Origin of the sequence: Hymenobacter ginkgonis (assembly GCF_009755225.1) — a bacterium.
GTDB lineage: Bacteria > Bacteroidota > Bacteroidia > Cytophagales > Hymenobacteraceae > Hymenobacter > Hymenobacter ginkgonis.
In genome coordinates this window covers 781,525-803,599 of the sequence record NZ_WQKZ01000001.1, presented here as the reverse complement: position 1 = coordinate 803,599, position 22,075 = coordinate 781,525, and the positions used below count along the sequence as shown (strand labels likewise).

General features: G+C 56.7%; 14 protein-coding genes and 1 tRNA gene. 8 read left to right on the top strand and 7 right to left on the bottom strand.

Annotated features, from left to right (window positions below; translation table 11 throughout):
• Position 1: 1 nt before the first annotated feature.
• From GO988_RS03110 to GO988_RS03090, 5 genes are all read left to right on the top strand, one after another.
• Complete coding sequence (locus GO988_RS03110) at positions 2 to 385, top strand: GtrA family protein (RefSeq protein ID WP_198172486.1); 384 nt, start codon at positions 2 to 4, stop codon at positions 383 to 385.
• Positions 382 to 2,952, top strand: coding sequence for a DUF5686 and carboxypeptidase-like regulatory domain-containing protein (locus tag GO988_RS03105; protein WP_157562055.1), 2,571 nt, complete (start codon positions 382 to 384; stop codon positions 2,950 to 2,952). The genes GO988_RS03110 and GO988_RS03105 overlap by 4 nt, the downstream gene beginning before the upstream one ends.
• 11 nt (positions 2,953 to 2,963) lie before the next feature.
• On the top strand, positions 2,964 to 4,253 hold the full coding sequence (locus tag GO988_RS03100) for a DUF4833 domain-containing protein (RefSeq protein WP_157562054.1): 1,290 nt from the start codon (positions 2,964 to 2,966) through the stop codon (positions 4,251 to 4,253).
• Positions 4,254 to 4,288: 35 nt separating this feature from the next.
• Positions 4,289 to 5,239: a phosphatase PAP2 family protein gene (locus GO988_RS03095; RefSeq protein ID WP_157562053.1), complete on the top strand. Its 951-nt coding sequence runs from the start codon at positions 4,289 to 4,291 to the stop codon at positions 5,237 to 5,239.
• A 938-nt stretch (positions 5,240 to 6,177) separates the two neighbouring features.
• On the top strand, positions 6,178 to 12,627 hold the full coding sequence (locus GO988_RS03090) for a DUF4082 domain-containing protein (protein ID WP_317164797.1): 6,450 nt from the start codon (positions 6,178 to 6,180) through the stop codon (positions 12,625 to 12,627).
• A 102-nt stretch (positions 12,628 to 12,729) separates the two neighbouring features.
• Here the strand turns inward: GO988_RS03090 and GO988_RS03085 are convergent.
• The 6 genes from GO988_RS03085 to GO988_RS03060 all read right to left on the bottom strand — a co-directional run bounded on the left by GO988_RS03085 (position 12,730) and on the right by GO988_RS03060 (position 17,146).
• Positions 12,730 to 12,817 (bottom strand) — tRNA-Ser (locus tag GO988_RS03085).
• A 74-nt stretch (positions 12,818 to 12,891) separates the two neighbouring features.
• Positions 12,892 to 13,980, bottom strand: a complete 1,089-nt coding sequence (locus tag GO988_RS03080) for an asparaginase (protein ID WP_157562051.1) — start codon at positions 13,978 to 13,980, stop codon at positions 12,892 to 12,894.
• Positions 13,981 to 14,018: 38 nt separating this feature from the next.
• The gene (locus GO988_RS03075) at positions 14,019 to 14,789 is read right to left on the bottom strand and encodes a TatD family hydrolase (RefSeq protein WP_157562050.1); all 771 of its coding nucleotides are present in this window, start codon (positions 14,787 to 14,789) and stop codon (positions 14,019 to 14,021) included.
• Between the two features lie 74 nt (positions 14,790 to 14,863).
• Positions 14,864 to 15,289 (bottom strand): GNAT family N-acetyltransferase, encoded by a 426-nt coding sequence (locus GO988_RS03070; RefSeq protein ID WP_157562049.1) that lies wholly within the window; start codon positions 15,287 to 15,289, stop codon positions 14,864 to 14,866.
• 9 nt (positions 15,290 to 15,298) lie between these two features.
• Positions 15,299 to 16,423 carry a glycosyltransferase gene (locus GO988_RS03065; protein WP_157562048.1) on the bottom strand — a complete coding sequence of 375 codons (1,125 nt, stop codon included), beginning with the start codon at positions 16,421 to 16,423 and terminating at the stop codon, positions 15,299 to 15,301.
• A 48-nt stretch (positions 16,424 to 16,471) separates the two neighbouring features.
• Positions 16,472 to 17,146 (bottom strand): polysaccharide deacetylase family protein, encoded by a 675-nt coding sequence (locus GO988_RS03060; protein WP_232341347.1) that lies wholly within the window; start codon positions 17,144 to 17,146, stop codon positions 16,472 to 16,474.
• A 338-nt stretch (positions 17,147 to 17,484) separates the two neighbouring features.
• On the opposite strand from GO988_RS03060, the gene trxA reads away from it, so the two are divergent.
• The 3 genes from trxA to GO988_RS03045 all read left to right on the top strand — a co-directional run bounded on the left by trxA (position 17,485) and on the right by GO988_RS03045 (position 21,227).
• On the top strand, positions 17,485 to 17,790 hold the full coding sequence (gene trxA / locus GO988_RS03055; protein ID WP_157562047.1) for a thioredoxin: 306 nt from the start codon (positions 17,485 to 17,487) through the stop codon (positions 17,788 to 17,790).
• Positions 17,791 to 17,870: 80 nt separating this feature from the next.
• Positions 17,871 to 20,219, top strand: a complete 2,349-nt coding sequence (locus tag GO988_RS03050) for a TonB-dependent receptor (RefSeq protein ID WP_157562046.1) — start codon at positions 17,871 to 17,873, stop codon at positions 20,217 to 20,219.
• A gap of 120 nt (positions 20,220 to 20,339) precedes the next feature.
• Complete coding sequence (locus GO988_RS03045; RefSeq protein WP_157562045.1) at positions 20,340 to 21,227, top strand: DUF4249 domain-containing protein; 888 nt, start codon at positions 20,340 to 20,342, stop codon at positions 21,225 to 21,227.
• 8 nt (positions 21,228 to 21,235) lie between these two features.
• Here GO988_RS03045 and GO988_RS03040 read toward each other — a convergent pair whose 3' ends face one another.
• Positions 21,236 to 22,060, bottom strand: coding sequence for a purine-nucleoside phosphorylase (locus GO988_RS03040; protein ID WP_157562044.1), 825 nt, complete (start codon positions 22,058 to 22,060; stop codon positions 21,236 to 21,238).
• Between the last annotated feature and the right edge of the window lie 15 nt (positions 22,061 to 22,075).

Sequence of the window (22,075 nt, the reverse complement as noted above, 5' to 3'; positions counted from 1 at the left end):
CGTGCGCCCACTTCGGCTGGTAAAGGCGCAAGCCGCCTCGCTGGCGGGCACCGTCGTCGATTTTTTGGTTACCATCTTTTGCGTAGAAATACTGCACAGTTGGATACTGCTGGCTACGGTACTGGGCAATACGGCAGGTGGCATCACCAACTTTTACCTGGGCCGTTATTTCGTATTTAAAGCTGCCGAGCAAAACCGTGACACACAAGGCTTTCGCTATTTTTTAGTGTGGCTGGGCAGTATGCTTTTGAACGCAGCAGGCGTTTACCTGTTTACGAAAGTGCTGCATGCAAACTACGTGCAGAGTAAAGTAGTTGTTTCGCTGGTGGTGGGCATCTGCTTTAACTACTTTTTGCAATTGCATTTCGTATTTAAGAAATCATGAAAAGTCTGCCTATCCGGCATCACTACCCCCTGGTAGTGTATATTTTGCTGGTAATGCTTGGGGTACCAGCGGCGGCTATTGCCCAAATAACCACCATTGAGGGGACAGTAACGAATGCTAAAACTAAGGAAAAGCTTCCTTTCGTTAGTGTATCGGTGCCCCAGGCGGCGCTTGGCACTAATACCGATGAAGAGGGACACTACACGCTGCGCATTCCGGCGCAGTACACCTCGGTAGTCTTTACTTACCTGGGCTACCGCACTATTACCAAGACGCTAGTTGCCGGGGTGCCGCAGGAAATCAATGTGCAGCTAACCCCTAGCTCGGCTTTACTCAACGAAGTAGTAATCAAAGGCTCTAAACCGCCGCGGTACCGAAATAAAGAGAATCCAGCTGTGGCGCTTATCCGCCAGGTAATTGAGCACAAGGAGCAGAACCGCCCCGAAAGCTACGATTACGTTGAGTATGAAAAATACGAGAAAATGGCTTTCTCGTTCAGTAACTTATCGGAGAAATTTAAGAATAAGAAAATATTTCGCAATTATCAATTTCTATTTAAAAAGCAAGACTCAACTGCGGCGGGTGGTGTCAATATATTACCGGTTTATTTAGAGGAGAAGCTTAATAAGGAATATTACCGCAAAAATCCAGAGAAATTAAAATCGGTAGCTCTGGGCACTAAACAGGTACAATTCGATAAACATTTTATTGACAATGAAGGACTCAGTACCTACTTCAATAGAATGTACCAAGACATTGACATTTATGACAATAATATTGCTTTATTAGGCAATCAATTATTAAGTCCTATTGCTAACAACTCCCCCACTTTTTATCAGTTTTTTATTACTGATACGCTTAAGCAGCATACGCCGCAGCTAATTGAATTGAGCTTCCTCCCCCGCACCAAAGGCGACATGCTCTTTAAGGGGAAACTGTACGTCACGCTCGACGGAAATTTTGCAGTTCAACAGGCCGACTTGTCGGTTGATAAGCGTATTAATCTCAACTTTATCAAGAGTTTAGATGCCAGCCTGGAGTTTGCCGAAAACCCTGATAAGCGCTATCATCTGAGTAAAACTGATTTAGCTATTGATTTCGGGCTTTCGCAAAACAAGGGGTCTGGTTTTTATGGTGAGCGCGTAGTAACCTACCGCAATTACCTGATTAACAAACCGCAGCCAGCTAGCATATATGACGGCCCAGCGCTCGTTGCTAATGATAGCGCAGCCAACCGCCCCGCTACCTTTTGGCAGCAGAACCGGCCCGACAGTCTTAGCCAAATTGAAAAGGCGATTTATACGAATGTCGATACTCTCCAGACTATCAAATCGTTCCGTCGTACGCTGGAGCTTTTCACTTTCGTGCTATCAGGCTACAAGGGTTTTGGGCCCTTTGAAATTGGGCCGGCCAATACGTTTTACAGTTTTAACCCGGTAGAGGGCTTCCGGCTGCGCCTGGGGGGTAGGACTACCCCCGAACTGAGCAAGCGTATCTACTTCGAAACGTATTCGGCTTATGGCTTCAAAGACCAGAAGTGGAAGTATTATTTAAGCTCCACTTATTCGCTCAATAATAAATCTATCTATACGTTTCCGCAGAACTTCATTCGCGCCAGTTTTCAGCGTGACACGAAGATTCCGGGCCAGGAATTGGAATTTGTGCAGGAGGACAACTTTCTTTTGTCTTTCAAACGGGGAGTAAACGATAAGTGGTTGTATAATGACATTTATCGCCTCGATTATGTGCACGAGTTTAATAATCACTTCTCGTATACGCTGGGTTTTAAGAAGTGGCAGCAGTCGCCAGCGGGCGGGTTATATTTTCAGAATATTCAGAATGATAGAATCAATCCTATCCCCAATCTGAATACGACGGAGTTGATGTTGTCCTTGCGCTGGGCGCCGAAAGAAACATTTTATCAGGGCAAGCTGTACCGTTCGCCAATTATTAGCCCCAACCCTATTTTTACGGCTCGATTCTCAGCCGGAGTGAAGGGCTTTTTTAATGGCGAATACAATTACCAGAACGTTTCACTTAATGCAACGAAACGCTTCTATTTATCACAGCTTGGCCACTCCGATGTGACGCTGGAAGGAGGTTATATTTTTGGGCAAGTGCCGTTTCCGTTGCTGGATATTCACCGAGCCAACCAAACGTATTCCTACCAGCTTAACTCGTATAACTTGATGAATTTTCTGGAATTTTCCAGCGACCATTATGCCAGTCTTTTCATAGACCATAATTTCAACGGCTTCTTCTTTAATAAGCTACCCCTCATCAAGCATCTGAAGTTGCGCGAAGTAGCTTCGCTCAAGCTTTTGTACGGCGGAATTCGGGAAGAAAATAACCCTAACGCTCACCCCGAGCTTTATCAGTTTTTGCGCGATGCCCAGGGCCAGCCGACCACGTTTGCTCTAGGCAGCCAGCCTTATGCGGAAGCCAGCGTGGGCGTAGCCAATATTTTCAAGCTATTCCGGCTGGACATCGTGAAGCGCCTCACTTATTTGGATAACCCAAATGTAGCAGAATGGGGACTACGCGGCCGCTTTAAATTCGACTTTTAATTGCTTACCGCATGGAATTTTCCTCTATCCGCACTGCATTGCAGCTTGGGATTTACAAAATAATAAATCCTTTCGTCAGGCTTTTAATCAAGGTTGGCTTTACGCCCAATGCCGTTACGCTCACTGGTTTACTGCTAAATATAGGGGTAGCCATAATTTTTATTGTGGGGGGCGAGGAAGGTAACCGAGGCGACTTGCGCTATGTGGGTTGGGGCGGAGCCCTCATCTTATTTGCTGGGTTGTTTGATATGCTTGACGGGCAAGTTGCGCGCCTAGGCAATATGAAGAGTGACTACGGCGCCTTATTCGACTCGGTATTAGACCGTTACAGCGAATTATTCACGTTTTTAGGCATTTGCTACTACTTAGTTGCGCACCATTATTTGCTAGGGTCTTTATTCGCTTTTATCGCCCTCATAGGTTCCATGATGGTCAGCTACACGCGGGCCCGTGCCGAGGGTTTGGGCATAGAGTGCAAGGGCGGCCTGATGCAACGCCCCGAGCGAGTGGTACTGATGGGAGTAAGTGCACTGGCCTGCGGCGTAAGTTCGGCCTACCTGGGAGGTGATTACAAGGTATACGTACCAGGCTTACCGTTCCACGTTTTCGAAACGATGTCAATTCTGACCTTTCCTATTACGGTAATGGCAGTTTTGTCAAATATCACTGCTGTTTCGCGGTTATTGCAAGCAAAAAAAGCTCTCGAAATAAAATCGCAACCAGCAGTGCAGCCTTCCGCTACGGGTAAGAAGCTAACGGCTACGACGGGGGCGTTACTTATTGGCTTGCTTTTTAATAATGCCGAATTAGCCTCGGCTACGCCACAACCCAGCATGGGCTTTCCGGTACCAACCGGCATTATTAATCAATTATTTTATTTACAGCGCGACCCAAATATTAACACGGTAATTTATCAGCTCAACGTCAATAATGCGGGTAAGCTAGATGAGGAGGAACCCGTTAAAGTATTTTGGATACGCTATGCCGAGCAAGGCGAGCGGAAAGACTTAAACTTTATTCAGCGGAAATTCGCCTACGGTCTATCAGCTAAAAAAATAGCACCTGATAAGTATGAATTGAAGTTTGCTGCTTACGACAAAGTTCGGTTTTTTCTAATGAAATCGACTGCCGATAATGCTTTCCACGTGTATACAACAATTGCCAACAAACAGATAATACTGAGTCGCGTTTACTTGCGCATTGAGGGTGGCACATTCTGGGTTCCCAATGTTAAATACATTGAGTTTAAAGGACTAAATACGGCTACGCGTGAACAAGTTATCGAGCGTGTAGCCGTGTAGCACCACGCATAAAGCTCGCTATTTCCGTATTAATTATGCACGACTCTCTCCCTACCCCTGCTGCCGAACCAATTGCTAGCACCGGCAAATGGCTTGTCCCAGTGATTTCAATAGCCTATTTACTATTCTCTTATTTTTTGATTGGTTTTCGTTCCGAGCAGCTCGTACTAATCGGAATTTGTAATGCTTGCTATTATTTATCTAACACTACTCGCCGGTTTATTACCGGCTTTTCTATTTTTGTTATTTTTTGGGTTCTTTATGATTACATGAAGGCCTTTCCAAACTACGCTTACCGGGCAGTTGATATTGCACAATTATACACTACTGAAAAGAGTTTATTTGGCATTCATACAGCAGGCAAAATCTTGACGCCTAATGAGTATTGGTTGCTCAATGGCAATTCTGTCTTAGATGTAGCCTGCGGCATTTTTTATTTATGCTGGGTACCCATTCCACTAGGTTTTGCGGGTTATCTATTCTTTAAAAACCGGAAATTATTTTTTGAATTCTCGCTTACTTTTTTATTAGTTAATATCCTCGGTTTTATAGTTTATTATCTACACCCTGCAGCACCGCCGTGGTATGTTCAGCAACATGGGTTTGAGTTTCAGCCGTTGACGATGGGTAGCACTGCTGGACTAGTTAAGTTCGATTCCTTCTTTGGCGTAAATATCTTTAAATCTATTTATGCAAAGAATTCAAACATTTTTGCGGCCATGCCATCGCTGCATTCTGCTTACCCGGTAATCGTATTATTCTATGCTAGTAAAAATAAATCTGGGATAGCGACCGCAGCTTTCTTTGTTGTTATGGTAGGAATCTGGTTTTCTGCTGTTTACACTAGTCATCATTATGTACTGGATGTTCTAGCGGGTATAGCTATTTCGCTAACGGGTATTGCAATTGTGCGCTTGCTACTTGCTAAGAGTAGCGTATTCAACCGTTTTGTCAACTATTTCTGGCTTGCTACTGCACCCGCCTAACACCTAGGCGCAAGAATAGCTAAACGAGATAAGAATATATATTAGCTTAATAAGCTGATTAGAAAGTAAGCGCTGGCCTGGCTCCTTACTTGACGCTACGTCGCTTTTCAAGAATTGCCGCCATTTCTTGGGTCGAGAAGCCAGCTTTTATCGCTCTTTGTTGGAGGATTCGCCTGCGCGATAACGAAAAGCTACGCTTCCTCTCCTCCATTTTACTGGGTAAATATCCACTGCAAGCAGCCTCTCAGGCCTGGCTTTGTGGCGGGCTTGCGCGCCACAAAGCCAGGCCTAAAGCCGAAAACTGGCAAGCGGGAATATAGGCTTGCGCAAGGCTAAAGCCTTTTGTATTTACTCACTTGGCTTTTTAGATTGCCGAGGCTATACCTGCCTGTTTATTGGCTTAAAGCTGGAGTATAATCGACTGACCAGCTTATAATTATGCTAGTCATTATAAGCCAACTATTTTTTAAAGGCAGGTTCTAAACATTGCTTTTTTACTAATTATTGGTAGTTTTATCCTGCCAAGCAGTACTACTTTTTGGGCCTGAAGGCAGACCTTACCTTCCATATAAGCACATCCTGAACGCCGTACTATTCCCGGTTCCGTGAACTACTGCTTAAGCCCTACCCTCTCCCTTTCACGCTAGCTCCTGCGCCAGTGCACGGCTACCCTGCCTTAGGGTTAGCATAGCACCTTGTAGTGCATTGCGCACTCCCTTTAATTAAACGCTGCTACTTCCTTTTTTACTTAATGCTCTCACTCTTTTTTCCCACCCGCCGCTATGCCACAAACTGCCCCCCCACTTCTCCACCGTGAGAGGCTGGCCGAGCTATGCCTTTTTTTGTCTGGAAACTTAGCTCGCTTGCTGCGCCGATTAAGCACCTTTTTTACCTTCTCTCCGAAAAAAATTTGGATAACTAACTCGCTACTTACTTTGGTGCTTAGCCTGGCCAGTGCAGCCACTTGGGCCCAGAATGCTGTTGCAATCGAAAATGCGAAGCCTGGCAACCCGGCCTCGCAGTGGCAGATTAGCGGCGCCGGCGATTTATCAATTCAGGGCTACGCTACCGACATCAGCTACAATAGGGGCGAAACGGCGCGTTTTAAAATCAAAACTGCAGCTAGTGCTTATTCAATAAGCATCTACCGGCTAGGCTATTACGGCGGCCTGGGCGCGCGGCTGCAAGGCACGGGCATTATCACGGCGGCCCTACCCCAGGCGCAAGGCAACTGCAACACCGACGCCAGCACGGGCCTGGTCGACTGCGGCAACTGGACCGAGTCAGCCCACTGGGATATCCCAGCCACGGCCGTATCAGGCGTGTACGTAGCCAAGCTCACCCGCACCGACACCCAGGGGGCTAGCCACATAATGTTCGTGGTGCGCGACGATGCCAGCACCTCCGACCTCCACTTTCAGACCTCGGATGCGACCTGGCAGGCTTATAATATATACGGTGATACCAACAACAACGGCAAAAGCCTGTATGTGGGCGTAGTGGGTAGCAAGGCCTCGAAGGTGAGTTATAACCGGCCTTTCCTAACGCGCAATGGCGGCGGGGGCGGCGGCGTAGCCGAGGATGGGCCCTTTAATGCCGAATACCCAATGATTCGGTGGCTAGAAGCCAACGGCTACGATGTGAGCTACAGCACGGACGTTGACACCGACCGCCGGGGTAGCTTATTGCTTAAGCACCGGGTATTTTTATCAGTGGGGCACGACGAGTATTGGTCAGGCGCGGCGCGGGCCAACGTCACGGCTGCCCGCAATGCCGGCAAGCACCTAGCTTTTTTTGGCGGCAATGAGGTGTACTGGAAAACCCGCTGGGAAAACAACTACCGTACCCTCGTTTGCTATAAGGAAGGCACGCTGGGCGAAAACACGTGCGGCACCAAGTGCGACCCAACTACCGAATGGACTGGTTTGTGGCGCGATGGGTGCAGCTTTACGGGTGCCGATGGCTGCCGGCCCGAAAACGAGCTGAGCGGGCAAATTAGCTGGACGGAGGCCTCGGGGCCGCTTACGGTGCCAGCCAGCTACAAAAACCTGCGTTTCTGGCGCAATACTAGCGTGGCTACCCTGGCCGCCGGCGCTACCGCCACCATGACCGATGGCACCCTTGGCTATGAGTGGGACCCCGAGCAGCCAGCTTACCAGAGCACCTACCCCTCCGGCCGGATTTTACTCTCTGAAACCGTGCTGAACGGCCAAACACACCGGACTTCGCTATACAAGCACAGCAGCGGGGCCTGGGTGTTTGGAGCGGGCACCGTGCAGTGGTCGTGGGGCCTCGACAGCAACCACGACCGGGGTAGTGCGGCCCCGAGCCCGGCCATGAAGCAGGCTACCGTGAACCTCTTTGCCGATATGGGCGTGCAGCCCACTACGCTAGAAGCTGGCTTAGTAGCTGCCTCGGCTTCGACCGACACGCAGGCCCCAACCGTGGCAATTACGGCGCCTGCAGCAGGCACAGCGCTGCCTAGCGGCCAGGCGAGCACCATCGCGGGCACGGCTACCGACGCTAGTGCCGTGGCCGGCGTAGAAGTATCGACGGATGGCGGCACTAGCTGGCAGCGCGCCACCGGCACCACCGCCTGGACCTACACTTGGGTTCCCTCGGCATCGGGTGCAGCTACTATTCGGAGCCGGGCCTTCGACGATTCAGGCAATATGAGTGCGGTGGCCACAGTGGCAGTTACCATTGCGGCGCCAGCGGCACAGGTGTGCCCCTGCACAGTGTTTCAGCCCACTACGGCGCCGGGGGGCACCTTGCAGAACGACGGTGGCCGGGCCATTCAGTTGGGCATGAAATTCCGGTCTAGCACCGGCGGGTACGTCACCGGCGTTCGGTTTTATAAGCAGAGTGGCAACACAGGCACGCACATAGGGCAGCTTTACAGCAGCACGGGCACGCTCCTGGCGCAGGCTACTTTCACCGCCGAAACTGCGTCGGGCTGGCAGCAAGCAGCTTTTGCCACGCCGGTAGCCATTGTGGCGGGCACTACATATGTCATCACTTACCACAGCAGCGCGGGGTATTATTCGGCTGACAACGCCGGCCTGACTCAAGCAGTGCTGAACCCGCCCCTCCGCGGGCTAGCCAACAGCGAGGACGGCGCCAATGGCTTGTATGAGTATGCGCCTACCCCCACCTTTCCGGCCAGCACTTTCCAAGCCTCTAATTATTTTGTGGACGTCGTATTTAACGCGACCTCCGGGCCCGACACCACGCCTCCTACGGTAGCCACGACTACGCCCGCTACCAACGCGACGGGGGTAGGCATTGCGGCGGCTATCAGCGTTACGTTCAGCGAGGACTTAGACCCAGCTAGCGTGTCGGGCACCACGCTTCAATTGCTAAGTGGTAGCACCCCGGTGGCTGCCACGGTTAGCTACAGCGCCAGCAACCTCACGGCTACGCTCACGCCCACAGCTCCGCTGGCTTACGCCACTTCGTATACGCTTACTGTGAAGGGGGGCAGCACCGACCCGCGCATTAAGGACTTGGCGGGCAATGCGTTGGCAGCGAGCTACAGCACGTCATTTACGACGTTGGCCGCGCCCGCCCCTACCCTGCCGTTGCCCACTGAGGGGCCGGGCGGCCCAATTCTGGTTATCAGCGCCGCGGCCAATCCATTTAGTCGCTTTCCGGTTGAGATATTGCGAGCGGAGGGCTTTAACGAGTTTGCTGCCAAAGACATAAGCGAGGTGCGGGCCAATACCAGCCTGCTGGCTAGCTACGACATAGTGGTACTGGGCCAGGTGCCGCTGCTGGCGGCCGACGTGACGATGCTGACGAACTGGGTGACGGCGGGCGGCATGCTAGTAGCCTTCCGGCCCGATGCGCAGCTGGCGCCCCTGCTGGGCCTTACCCCCGCCAGCGGCACGCTCGCCGATAAATACTTGCTGGTGAACACCGCCAGCGGGCCCGGCGTGGGCATCGTCGGCCAAACCATGCAGTTTCACGGCACGGCCGACCTCTACAGCCTGAGCGGCGCGACCAGCTTGGCTACCCTCTACAGCAGCGCCACGGCCGCCACTACCAGCCCCGCCGTAACGCAGCGGCTGGTGGGCACCAGCGGTGGCCGGGCCATTGCCTTCACCTATGACCTGGCCCGCTCGGTGGTGTATACCCGGCAAGGCAACCCCGCCTGGGCCGGCCAGAAACGCGATGGCGCCACCGGGCCCATCCGCTCAGACGACCAATTTTTCCCCGACTGGGTAGATTTCAATAAGATAACGATTCCGCAGGCCGATGAGCAGCAGCGCCTGCTGGCTAACATCTTGTTGCAGAGCAATAAAAAGCCCCTACCCCGCTTCTGGTACCTACCGCGAGGGCTGAAGGCGGCGGTGGTAATGACGGGCGACGACCACGGCAATGGCGCTACCGTTGGCCGCTTCAACCACTACTTGGCGCAAAGCGCTGCCAACACGGCCCAGGCCGTGGCCGACTGGACGGCCATCCGCGGCACGTCCTACATCTACCCCAACACGCCGATAACGGATGCGCAAGCCGCTGCCTTCGAGGCCCAAGGCTTTGAGATTGCCCTGCACTTAAATACCGATTGCGCCGCCTGGACGCCGGCTTCGCTGCGCACTTTCTTCGATACGCAACTGCCGCAGCTGGCCGCAAAATTTCCCAGCCTCGCGGCCACCGCCACGCACCGCACGCACTGCATTTCGTGGAGCGATTGGGCCAGCCAGCCCAAGGCTGAGGTGGAGCGGGGCATCCGGCTGGATGCCAATTACTACTACTGGCCGCAGGCCTGGGTGCAGGACCGGCCGGGACTATTTACGGGCTCGGGCATGCCCATGCGCTTTGCCGACCTCGATGGCACCCTCATCGATTGCTACCAGGCTACCACGCAGCTCACCGATGAGTCGGGTATTACGTACGCCACCCATATCAACGCCTTACTTGATAACGCCTTGGGAGCCAATGGGTACTACGGCGTATTTACGGCCAACATGCACACCGACTTAGAGCAAGCCGGCACCAATAGCACCGAGGGCTCCAACGCCATTGTGGCGGCGGCGCAGGCTCGGCAAGTACCCGTAGTATCGGCCAAACAGATGTTGACCTGGCTCGATGGCCGCAACAATTCCTCGTTTGGGGCCATGACGTGGAGTGGCAACCAGCTGCGCTTCACGGTAGCGCTTTGGAACAACGTGCGCAACCTTCAGGGCATGCTACCCCTGGCTGCGGGCACCAACCGCCTGCTGAGTCTCGCCGTCAATGGCACGCCGGTTACGTATACTACCCAGACTATCAAGGGGGTAGCGTATGCCCTTTTTCCGGCTAGCGCGGGCACCTACGTAGCCAACTACAACGGCGCGGCCTGTACCCCGCCCACGGCCACTATTGCCACCGTTCCGTCGGCGGTCTGCCCGGGCGGCACGGTTTCGTTGCAGTTAGCCACAGCTTCTGGCCAAGCCCCTTACACGCTGGTAGTGAATGGCACAACTTACCCGAACGTATCAGTGGGCCAAACCTTCGCCACTTTCACGCCGGGCGAGGTGAGCATCTGGGGCAATACGGGCACGCCCGCCAACCCCGATGGCAACGACAACCAGCCCATCGAAGTTGGCACCAAGTTTCGCGCTTCCACGAGCGGCACCATCACGGGCATCCGGTTTTACAAGGGGGGTAGCAATACCGGCACCCACGTGGGCTCGCTTTGGAGCAGCACCGGCACCCGGCTAGCCACGGCCACTTTCACCAACGAAACGGCCAGCGGCTGGCAGGAAGTGCGCTTTGCTACGCCGGTCGCCATCACGGCAGGTACTACCTACATCGCCTCGTATTATTCGCCAAACGGCGGGTTTGCCATTACGCCCAATGGCCTGGCCACGGCCGTTACCAACGGGCCGCTCACGGCCCTGGCAGCCGGCACCGATGGCCCCAACGGTGTATTCAAGTACGGCGGCGGCTTCCCCGATGGCGGCAACTCAGCCAACTACTGGGTGGATGTGCTTTTCTTGGATAACGCCGCTTCTAACACGCTCACCTATGTGCTCACCAGCGTTACCGACGCGGGAGATTGCTCGGCTACGGGCACGGCCCTGAGCACCGCGCAGGTGACCATCAACCCGCCACCCGCCGGCGTTTTGGCAGTGGTAGGCACGCCGCAGGCCGGGCAAGATATCTTTCTCTCCTTCAACGCCACCACCGGCACAGGCCCTTACAATCTGGTAATCAACGGCACCGCCTATCCGAATATTACCAGCGGCACGCCCTTCAATACGGGCGTGAAGGCTGCTTCGCCGACGACTACCCGCCTCTGGAGCAACACGGCCACACCAGCTACGGCCGCCGCGGCCGACAATAGCTCGGTGGAGCTGGGCGTTAAGTTCCGCTCGAGCGTGGCAGGCCAGCTCACTGGCATTCGTTTTTACAAGAGTACCACGAACACCGGCCCCCACACCGGCACGCTGTGGACCAGCACGGGCGGTTTGCTGGCCACGGTCACGTTCACCAACGAAACTGCCTCGGGCTGGCAGGAAATGCTCTTTAATACGCCGGTTAGCATCGCGGCCAACACCACTTACGTGGCCTCGTACCACGCCCCGGCCGGCAACTATGCCTTTACGAGCCAAGGGCTGAGCACCGCCGTCACGAACGGCCCCCTGCGGGCGCTGGCCGATGGCGAGGACGGCCCCAACGGGGTGTACCAATACAGCACGGCCACTACGTTTCCGACCTCCTCCTTCAATGCCAGCAATTATTGGGTAGATGTGGTGTTTACCTCTGCTTCCGTCACAGTACTCACCCTCAGTAGCTTAACCGACGCCCGGGGTTGCGTCACGCAAGGGGCCCTGCAAGTAGTGCCGGTCGATGTGCCGCTGCCCGTGCAACTCGTGGCCTTCACGGCGGTAGCCGAAAGCCCCACTGCCGTACGCCTAGCCTGGACGACGGCGCAGGAGCTGAACAACGCCGGTTTTACGGTGGAGCGCAGCACCGATGGGCAGGACTTCCGGGCCATCGGCACGGTAGCCGGGGCCGGTACTAGTAGCGTTGCGCGGCAGTATGGCTTCCGCGACGACCAGCTTCCTGCGGGCGTGGCATTGCTTTACTATCGCCTGCGCCAAACCGACTTCAACGGGGCCGTCACGTATTCGCCCGTGCGGGCAGTTTCCCTCGCCGGCGCAGCGGGGCCGCCGCAGCTGTTTGCCTACCCTAACCCCACGCACAATGCACTACGGGTGTTGCTAGTAGGCCCCACGGCTACGGCCCCACTCCAGGTGCTAAACGCCTTAGGCCAAGTGGTATACACGCAAGCAGCGCCCGCCAGCGGCACCGAGGCCCTTATTGATGTGGGCGGCCTGGCTTCGGGCCTCTACATCGTACGCTGCGGCACGCTCAGCCAGCGGCTGAGGGTAGAATAACTGACCATCCTAGCCCGGTAGCCGGGGCGGCCCATAAAGCTGCCCAAGCCGTTTCTTACCAAAGCAAAAGCCTCATTTCCAGCGCGGAAATGAGGCTTTTTGCAGAGAGGATGGGATTCGAACCCACGATAACCTTTTGGGCTATACACACTTTCCAGGCGTGCTCCTTCGACCACTCGGACACCTCTCTGAATGGGGTGCAAAGATAGGCAGAAACGGCTGATTGCCGCAGCCGCTTCGCAAAGAAGATGCTCGGCCCGGGAGCTAGCGCGAAATTTCTCCGCGCAAATCGTGGGTTAGCAGGTGGCGCGTATCGGCGTCGTTTAGCCCCAGGCCAAGCACGAACATAAGCTTGGTAATGGCCGCTTCAGTCGTAATATCATCGCCGCCCAGCACGCCCAAACCGGTAAGGCGCGCACTCGTTTCGTAGTGACCCTGCACGACCCTACCCTCCTCGCACTGGCTGACGTTCAGGATATAAACCCCGCGCTGCTGGGCCTGTTCTAAGCACTGCAAAAACCACGGCGCGGTGGGCGCATTGCCCGAGCCGTAGGTTTCGAGCACGCAGCCCCGCAGGCCGGGCACGCCCAAGATGGCGTTCATCACGGCGGCCGTGATGCCCGGAAACAGGGATAGCACGGCTACTTTTTCTTCGAGCTGCTCGTGCACCTTTAGTGGGGCCGCGGGTAGCAACCGAATACTTTGGTCGTTGAAATCGAGGCTGATGCCCGCGCGGACCAGCGGCGGATAATTTTCACTTTTGAAGGCCGCAAACTGCTGGCTTTCTACTTTTTTGGCCCGCGTGCCCCGAATGAGCACATCGTTGAAAAACACCCCTACTTCGGGCAGCCGCACGGTGTGGGCGCGGGGGTGGCGCGCGGCGACTATCTCCAAAGCCGTGAGCAGGTTGCGGGTAGCATCGGACCGCGTGCGGCCCACCGGCACCTGCGCGCCGGTGAACACCACCGGCTTCCCCAAATTTTCGAGCAAAAAGCTGAGCGCCGCCGCCGAATACGCCATGGTATCGGTGCCGTGCAGAATGACAAAACCATCGAAATCGGCGTAGTGCTGGCTAATGAGCCGCGCCAGCCAGAGCCAGTCGGCGGGCGTCACGTTGCTGCTGTCGATGGGCTGGGGTAGGGCCAGCAACTCCAGGCGGTACGGCAGCTTGCGCAGCTCGGGCATCTTGCGGTCGAGCTTGTTGAAGTGCATGGGCACTAGCTCCTGACGGCGGTTGACGGCCATGCCCACCGTGCCGCCAGTGTAGAGAATGAGCAGGCGCGGAGCGGTGAGGTCGGTCGCTGCCACAGCAGTGGAAAGCGCCAGTAGGGGCTGGTCGAGGGGGGTAGGCATCGGGGGCAAAGAAAGCGGCGCGTACTGGAAACAACCCGTTAGGCCAGGCGGAATAGCTCCTGCGCGGTGCGGGTGGTGGCTTCGGCTACGGCTTCGGGTGCCAGGCCCAGCAGCGCCGCCACGCGGTGCAGCACCAGCGGCAGGTAGGCGGGCTCGTTGCGCTTGCCGCGGTAGGGCACGGGCGCCAGGTAGGGGCAATCGGTTTCGAGTACCAAGTGTTCTAGCGCAATGTGCGGCAGCACTTTATCGAGGCCACCGTTTTTGAAAGTTGCCACGCCGCCAATGCCCATTTTGAAACCTAGGCCGATGATGCGCTCCGCTTCGGCCAAACCGTCGGAAAAGCAGTGAAACACCCCGCGCAGTGTGCCGTCCTGGGCCTCGGCTACTAGCTCGTAGGCTTCTTCAAAGGCGGAGCGGGTGTGCAGTACAATGGGCAAGTCGTACTGCTTGGCCAGGCGCAATTGCGCGCGCAAAGCTTCCTGCTGCTGCGGCAAGCAGGTTTTATCCCAGTACAAATCGATGCCGCACTCGCCCACGGCCACGAAAGGGCGCTTGCTCAGCCAATCTTCGAGCAGGTATAATTCCTTTTCAAATTCGGGGCCTACGGAGCACGGATGCAGGCCCATCATGGCGTGGCAAGTTTCGGGAAACTGCGCCTCCAACTCCAGCATGGCGTCGATGGTGCCGTGGTCGATATTGGGCATCAAGATGGTACCGACGCCGGCAGCCGCGGCGCGGTGTAGCGCCTCGCTGTGGTCGGGCTTGAACTGCTCGGAGTACAGGTGAGCGTGGGTTTCAATAATATTCATTAGCAATTAGTTGTCAGCTCTATTTTTAAGAACTGACGTTCAACGTGTATTTCTCAACTATTTCCCAAACAGCTTCAAGGCAATGCGCGGCGCAGGCGCAGATAAGGGATGTCGCCTTTATAAAACACATCGCCCTCGGCTTGCAAGCCAAAGCGTTGGTAAAAGGGCAAAGCATTTTGGCGGGCGTCGCACCACAGCGCGTGCGCGCCCTGCGCCTGCGCCACCGCGATAATGTGCCGCAACAGCGCAGTCCCTACCCCCCTCCCCTGCCACGAAGGCTCGGTGGCAAACTTGCGGAAACGGGCCTCCCCATCGGCGCCTACGAATAGCGAAATTACTGCTACCAGCGCGCCCGCCGCGAAGGCGCCGAAGTGCTGCCCGGCGGCATCTTCGGGCAATTGCACATAGCTCAGCGGCTGGTCGGGCCACAGCACAGCGTGGCGCAGGGCGTAGGTTTGGGCGGCGGCAATGGGCTGAATGCTTACTAGTTCCGGATGCATGGGTGTGCTTTATGAATAGTGCCGGCCTTTCCACTCCACGCCTCGGCGGCCAAACAAGCGGGCGTACGTCAAATGGGTAGTTAAGGCCAGCGAATAGCCCTCAAACAACGGCAACAGCCACCAGGGCGGCGCGGCCAACCCCGCCCGCCGGGCAGTAACCCGGGCCTGCCCATAATGCCCCAGCACTTTCATTACCCAGGCTACCAGGGCCAGGCTGGGACGGCCCGCCCCGGCAAGCCCTAGCACCACCAGCCAGTAGCCACTAAAGAATACCAGGCCGGCCTGCACGTGCCAGGGCAACGCGGCTACCCCCCGCAGCCAGCGCAACCGCTGCCGCACTAGCGCACTCCAGGAGCCAATGGGCTGCGACACGGCCCGCACCGCCGGCTCAAACAGCTGCCGAAACCCGAACCCTTGCGCATTTACAGCCTCGAATAAGGCAAAATCTTCGGTTACGGAGAAGGGCAGCGCCTCGTAGCCGCCCGTGGCCCGGTAAGCCGCGCGGGTGATGAGCATGTTATTGCCCATCGCCGTCATGGGCTGGCCCGCCTCGCTACCCACCTGAATGAGGCCGAGCGACAACAGCCAGTCGAGGCTTTGCAGGCGCGCCAGCAGGCCGGGTCCCTGCACCACCGTCAGGCCCGTGACGGTGCCTATGCCCGGCGCGGCGTGGGCCAGCATGGCCGCGACCCACGTGGGGGGTAGGGTAATATCGGCGTCCGTAATGAGCAGGTACTCGGCGGTGGCGCGCTGGGCCAAGTGGGCCAGCACATTGGCCTTGCCGCGGGCCTGGCCCAGGTTTTCGGTGATGGGAATGACTTGAAAGCTTCCCGCAAAGCCCGCTAGCGCGGCTTCGGCCACGGCGCGGGTGCGGTCGGTGCTGCCATCGTCACCAACCAGGATTTCGAGCTGCGCGGCCGGGTAGTTGAGGGCACGCAGGCTGGCCAAGCAGCGCGGCAGGTTGGCTTCTTCGTTGCGCGCGGCCAGCAAGATGCTGACCCGTGGCCGCGGTATGGCCAACGGTACCGGCCTGGCCGCCCCGCGCCTGGTGGCCAGCCGCCAGGTGGCATACACCAGCACCAGCAACCAAAGCGCGCAATATCCGAGGCAGAAACTAACCAATTTAAGAATCACCTAATAGATAATCAACCAAATAACCACCAGTAACCTATTCTCTACCCCTTACAACGCAGCAAACTCGTACCCCAACTCGCTATAATACGCCAGCAGCCGGGGCAGCAGGTAGCGCAACGAGCGGCTGGCCTTGCGCGAGTCGTGCAGCACCACAATATCGCCGGGGCGGGTGGCTTGCAGCGCTAGGCGCAACGCGCGCGCGGGCGCCAGGTCGGGGTCGTAGTCGCGGGTGAGCAGCGACCACATAACTACGCGGTAGTGCGGGCGCAGCTCCCGCAAGACGGGCCAGGTAAGCCGGCCGTAGGGCGGACGAAAGAGGGGGGGTAGGCAGGCACCGTGCCGCAGCGCATCGGCGGCCAACAACGGGGCCAGTTGCTGCTGGCACTCGGCCACGCCGGCCAGGTAAGCGGGGCGTGCCGTGGCCCAAGCGCTGCGGTGGTGCTGGGTGTGGTTGCCCAGCCGGTGGCCGGCGGCCAGGGCCGCGCGCGCTATCTCGGGGTGACGCACCAGGTTGTCGCCTACGCAAAAAAACGTGGCTTGGGCTTGGTACGCGGCTAGCTGCTCCAGCACCCAAGGCGTTTCCTCCGGAATGGGGCCGTCGTCGAAGGTGAGGTAGAGCCGGGGCCGGCCACTGGGGCCAGCCGGCGCCCCGCGCCACTCGCTGCCCGGAAACACGGGGCGCAGCCAAGCGGGCGGACGAGTAAGCGGGTTGGGAAGCAGCAAAACGAAACCGAAGCCGGCGCATACGGGTACTACTCGAACCAGCCGCTGGCTTTTGCCTGCAAACTTACCCCACAGGCTTTTTTAGAACGTGTTTGGGACTTACTAAAAACGTCCTCCTCCTGCTGAGTTTGTCGAAGCATGACATAAGTATTCAAAAACTAACAAGGCGGTCCTGCTGAGCTTGCCGAAGCAGCTTGCTCGCGTCGTATGAGCCGTTCAATGAGGCAAATGCATTGCTTCAGCAAGCTCGGCAGGGCCGCCCTTAAAATTCCGAAACATGCTTTTAGTTGGTTTCCATTTACCCAGTTCCTAATCCCTAACTCTTAAGTCAAAACGCCATGCCCCGCAAATCTTTTTCCGAACTCATTAATAGCCCTGGCATGCCCGTGCTGGTCGATTTTTATGCCGATTGGTGCGGCCCTTGCAAAACGATGGCGCCCATCTTGCAGCAAGTAGCCGCGCAGCACGAGGGCAAGCTGCGCATTATTAAGATTGATGTGGATAAAAACCAGGCCGTGGCCCAGCAATTTCGGGTGCAAAGCATCCCTACCCTCATTCTTTTTCACAAGGGCCAGCCGGTGTGGCGGCAGGCGGGGGTAGTGCCTGCGGCCCAGCTCACGCAGGCCGTGGGAGCTTATTTATAAGCGAATGCCCGGCGGCAAACTAAACGCAAGTGGGCAGCGTTGGCGATGCGCTGCCCATTTGGCGCGTTACTTTTGCAGCTATGAGTCGAGTTTTCCGTTTGCGTTATCTATTTATATTCAGCCTGTTATTTTTTGTATTTCCACAAGCCAGCCGGGCCCAAAGCCAGCACACACTCAGTGGGCTGGTGCGCGGGGCCGATGGCGCTGTGCTACCCGGCGCTACCGTAGCGGTGCCTGCCCTGGGCTTAGGCGCCGCCACCGAGGCCGATGGCAAGTTTAGCATCAGCCTGCCCGATGGGCCGCAGCAGGTGGTGGTGTCGTTTGTGGGCTACACTACCCAAACGCTGGCCCTCACTATTCATCGCAACCAGCAGCACGTCTTCACATTAGCAGCTGCTGACAATGCGCTGGACGAAGTATTGGTGCACGGCCAGCAGACGCTGAAAGAAAAGCTGACCACGACCCAAATGGGCGTCGAACACCTGAGCATTCGCGAGGCTAAGCTGCTGCCCGCGCTTTTTGGGGAAGTAGATGTATTGAAAACTTTGCAGTTGAAGCCCGGCGTGCAGAGCGGCGGCGAAGGCACCAGCGGCCTTTTTGTGCGCGGCGGCTCTTCCGACCAAAACTTGGTGCTGTTGGACAATGCACTGGTTTACAATCCCAACCACTTATTCGGGTTGTTTTCAGTATTCAACTCCGACGCTGTGCAGAGCGTCGATTTATACAAGGCGGGGTTTCCGGCGCAGTTTGGCGGGCGGCTTTCGTCGGTAGTTGATGTGCGGCTGCGCGAGGGCGACCGGCAGAAATTCACCACTACGGGCGGCATCGGGCTCATCTCGTCGCGCCTCAGCTTTGAGGGGCCCCTCAATAAGGGCAAGGGCTCCTTTATCGTGTCGGGGCGGCGCACGTATTTCGACATCTTTACCCGCGCCCTCAACCGCGCCAATGCAGGCAAGGAAGATTACAGCCCCATCCCCGACTATTATTTCTACGATTTCAACGCGAAGGCCAATTATACGCTGGGCGCTAAGGACCAACTGTTTTTTACGGGTTATCTGGGCCGCGATATTTTTGGGTTCACCTCGCCCAACGGGTTCAAATCGAATTTTAGCTGGGGCAATACGCTGGGGGTAGTGCGCTGGCAGCACGTTTTTTCGCCCAAGCTAACGGTAAATACGGCTGCCTCCGTGACGTCGTACAAATACGACCTCAACAACTCCATTGACCAGTTCAGCTTCAACCTGGGCTCGACCATCCTCGACTACACCGGGCGCACCGATTTTGACTACGTGCCCAACGACCGGCACACCCTCAAGTTTGGGGCAATGTTTACGGCCCACGACTTTGGCGTAGGGCGCTTGCAGCGCAGCTCGCAAGACAATAGCGTGAACTACGGCGCCGACGTGAATTACACCGGCCAAGAAGGTGGCCTCTACGCCACCGACAACATCAAAGTCAGCGATAAGCTCCAGACGGAGTTGGGCTTACGCTTTTCGGGTTTTCACAGCGGCACCGACACGTACGGCGGCCTCGAACCCCGCGCCTCGGCCCGCTACTCGCTCAGCAACAAGGTGACGCTTAAGAGCAGCTACGCGCTCATGTACCAGTACGTGCACTTGGTGTCCAACTCGGGCGCCTCGCTGCCCACCGATATTTGGTACCCGTCGCGGCTGTCGGTAAAGCCCGAGCGCTCGCAGCAGGTAAGCTCGGGCATTAGCTTTTTGCTGGGCGGCGGCAAGTTTTTGCTCACCGATGAGGTGTATTACAAGTGGGCCAAAAACGTCATTGACTTCAAGGACGGCGCCCAGATTTTTGCCAATAACAACCTGGATACGCAGTTCCTGTTCGGGCGCGGCTGGAGCTACGGCAACGAGCTGTACCTCGAAAAAACGCAGGGCAAAACCACTGGCTGGATTGGCTATACCCTGGCCTGGACCAAGCGCAATTTTCCGCCGCAGCTGGGCACTACGGGCATCAACAACGGCCAGGATTTTTACCCCAACTACGACCGCCGCCACAACCTAACCGTGGTGGTACTGCACCAGCTTAGCACCCGCATTAGCCTCACGGCCAGCTTTGTGTATACGAGTGGCGCCCCTACTACCCTACCCCAAGGCCGCTTTGCTTTGCAGGATATTTACCAAGGCGGCATTCAGGCCGTGCCCATATACCCGGACCGCAATTCGTACCGCCTTATCTCCTACCACCGCCTCGACCTGGGCATGGTGTACAAGCTACGCCCCTCGCGCATGGGCGGCGACCGCGACCTGACCTTCAGCATCTACAACGCCTACAACCGGCGCAATGCCTACTTCATCTACTTCGACCAAACCCGTGACAAAGCCACCGATAAAGTCACGGGCTACCAGGCCAAGCAAGTATCGCTGTTCCCCATTATCCCGTCGGTGACTTACAACTTCAAATTCTGACCACGGATTTTGTGGGCGGCGCACGTTGCCGCTAGGCTCTCCTTCTCCTTTTTTGAAGAGGAGGCCGAGGAACCCTGTTAGGACAGGTGCGCCTGAGTACAATAATGACTAGCAATTTATATGACTGCCAATAGCTTAATCAGCTTTATATCAAAGCTAACCGGGGGGGTAGGGCTCGGGCTACTCGCTGCCTGCGGTAGCTTCCAGAAGGATATTAACGTCCCGCTGCCGACGTACACCAACGAGTTGGTGGCCGAGTGCTACCTCCAAAACGGCCAGGTGCCGCGCCTCACCATCACCGAATCGGTGCCGTACCTCGACAATGGCCAGGCGGTGGCGGCGGGCTCGGTTGTCCTGCCCCTGCCCAATGGCCAGCAGGTGCAGCTGCCCGCCGATGTAAGCGTGAAATTGACGCTGCCCAGCGGGCAGGTAGTGCCCTTGCAATTCAAGCCGGGCCTCGACGCCATTACCGGCAAATACTACACGCACGTGGGCACTACCCCCTTAGCGGCGGCGGCCGGCCAGCAGTTTGGGCTCGATGCGCAGGACACGCGCGGGCGGCACCTCACGGGCACGGCCGTAGTGCCCACCTTTATTCCCATCGACTCAGTCAAGTACAAGTTCAATTCTAGCGCCGACAGCAGCCGCGCCTATTTTCTGACGAAATGGACTGACCCCGGCGCTACCACCGACTACTACCGCATTATGTTGCACAAGGGCCGGCCATCCAACAATTCTGAGACGGACTCCGACATCAGCGACCGGCTTTTCAACGGTAGCCCCTACGCCCAGGTTACCCGCTACCGGTTTCACCGCAACGATACCATTACGGCCACGCTCTACCACGTCGATTCGCTGTATTATTCCTTTCGGCAATCGACCCGCGATGCGCGCAATGCCAATGGCAACCCGTTTTCGCAGCCCTCGGCCATCCACAGCACCGTGAAGGGCGGTATTGGGGTATTTACGGTATTAGTAAGCGACAAAAGAACGCTGATACTGAAGTAATACCAGCCTTAAACAGCTGCCAACACTGCCTTCATCAGCGCCGTAAGGCGCGGCTCGGCCGCGGCCGCGGCCGCCAGAATATCGGCAATAACGACTGGCTTGAGTTGGCCGGGGTAGCAGAGGTCGGTAATGACTGACACGGCCAGTACCGGCAAGCCCAGGTGGCGAGCGGCAATCACCTCGGGCACCGTGCTCATGCCCACGGCATCGGCCCCGATGGTGCGCAGGTAGCGGTATTCGGCCGGGGTTTCGAGCATGGGGCCGGGCACGGCCGCGTACACGCCGCGCTGGGTAGTGCGGCCCTGGCCGAGGACCTCGGCGGCCGCCCGGGCTTTGGCCAGCAGGCCCGCATCGTAAGCGGCGTACATGTCGGGGAAGCGCGGGCCCAGTTGGTTGTCGTTGGGGCCGATGAGGGGATTGGTGGGCAGCAAATTGATGTGGTCGTCGAGCAGCATCAAATCCGAAATACTGAAATCGGGGTTGAGCCCGCCCGCCGCGTTGCTCACAAATAACTGCCCGATGCCCAGCAGCTTGAGTACGCGCACGGGCAGCACCACCTGCGCCATGGTGTAGCCTTCGTAGTAGTGGAAACGGCCTTGCAGCACCGCCACGGGCTGGCCGTTCAGCTGGCCGAGCAAGAGGCGGCCGGCGTGGCTTTCAACCGTCGAAACCGGGAAATGGGGAATATCCGCGTAGCTGATTTCATACTGCACGTCTACTTCCCTGGCCAGCGCGCCGAGGCCAGTGCCGAGAATAATGCCGGTAGCCGGGCGAAAGTTTTGGGACTGCGCTTGGATGTAGGCAGCGGCTTCTTGAATGGCTTGCAAAGGCATAGGGAGTGATGAGAT

Coding starts and splice junctions, on each gene's coding strand:
- GO988_RS03070 (WP_157562049.1), bottom strand. CDS start 15,289: ATGCATCCGGAACTAGTAAGCATTCAGCCCATTGCCGCCGCCCAAACC.
- trxA (WP_157562047.1), top strand. CDS start 17,485: ATGCCCCGCAAATCTTTTTCCGAACTCATTAATAGCCCTGGCATGCCC.
- GO988_RS03075 (WP_157562050.1), bottom strand. CDS start 14,789: ATGAATATTATTGAAACCCACGCTCACCTGTACTCCGAGCAGTTCAAG.
- GO988_RS03050 (WP_157562046.1), top strand. CDS start 17,871: ATGAGTCGAGTTTTCCGTTTGCGTTATCTATTTATATTCAGCCTGTTA.
- GO988_RS03045 (WP_157562045.1), top strand. CDS start 20,340: ATGACTGCCAATAGCTTAATCAGCTTTATATCAAAGCTAACCGGGGGG.
- GO988_RS03105 (WP_157562055.1), top strand. CDS start 382: ATGAAAAGTCTGCCTATCCGGCATCACTACCCCCTGGTAGTGTATATT.
- GO988_RS03100 (WP_157562054.1), top strand. CDS start 2,964: ATGGAATTTTCCTCTATCCGCACTGCATTGCAGCTTGGGATTTACAAA.
- GO988_RS03095 (WP_157562053.1), top strand. CDS start 4,289: ATGCACGACTCTCTCCCTACCCCTGCTGCCGAACCAATTGCTAGCACC.
- GO988_RS03040 (WP_157562044.1), bottom strand. CDS start 22,060: ATGCCTTTGCAAGCCATTCAAGAAGCCGCTGCCTACATCCAAGCGCAG.
- GO988_RS03080 (WP_157562051.1), bottom strand. CDS start 13,980: ATGCCTACCCCCCTCGACCAGCCCCTACTGGCGCTTTCCACTGCTGTG.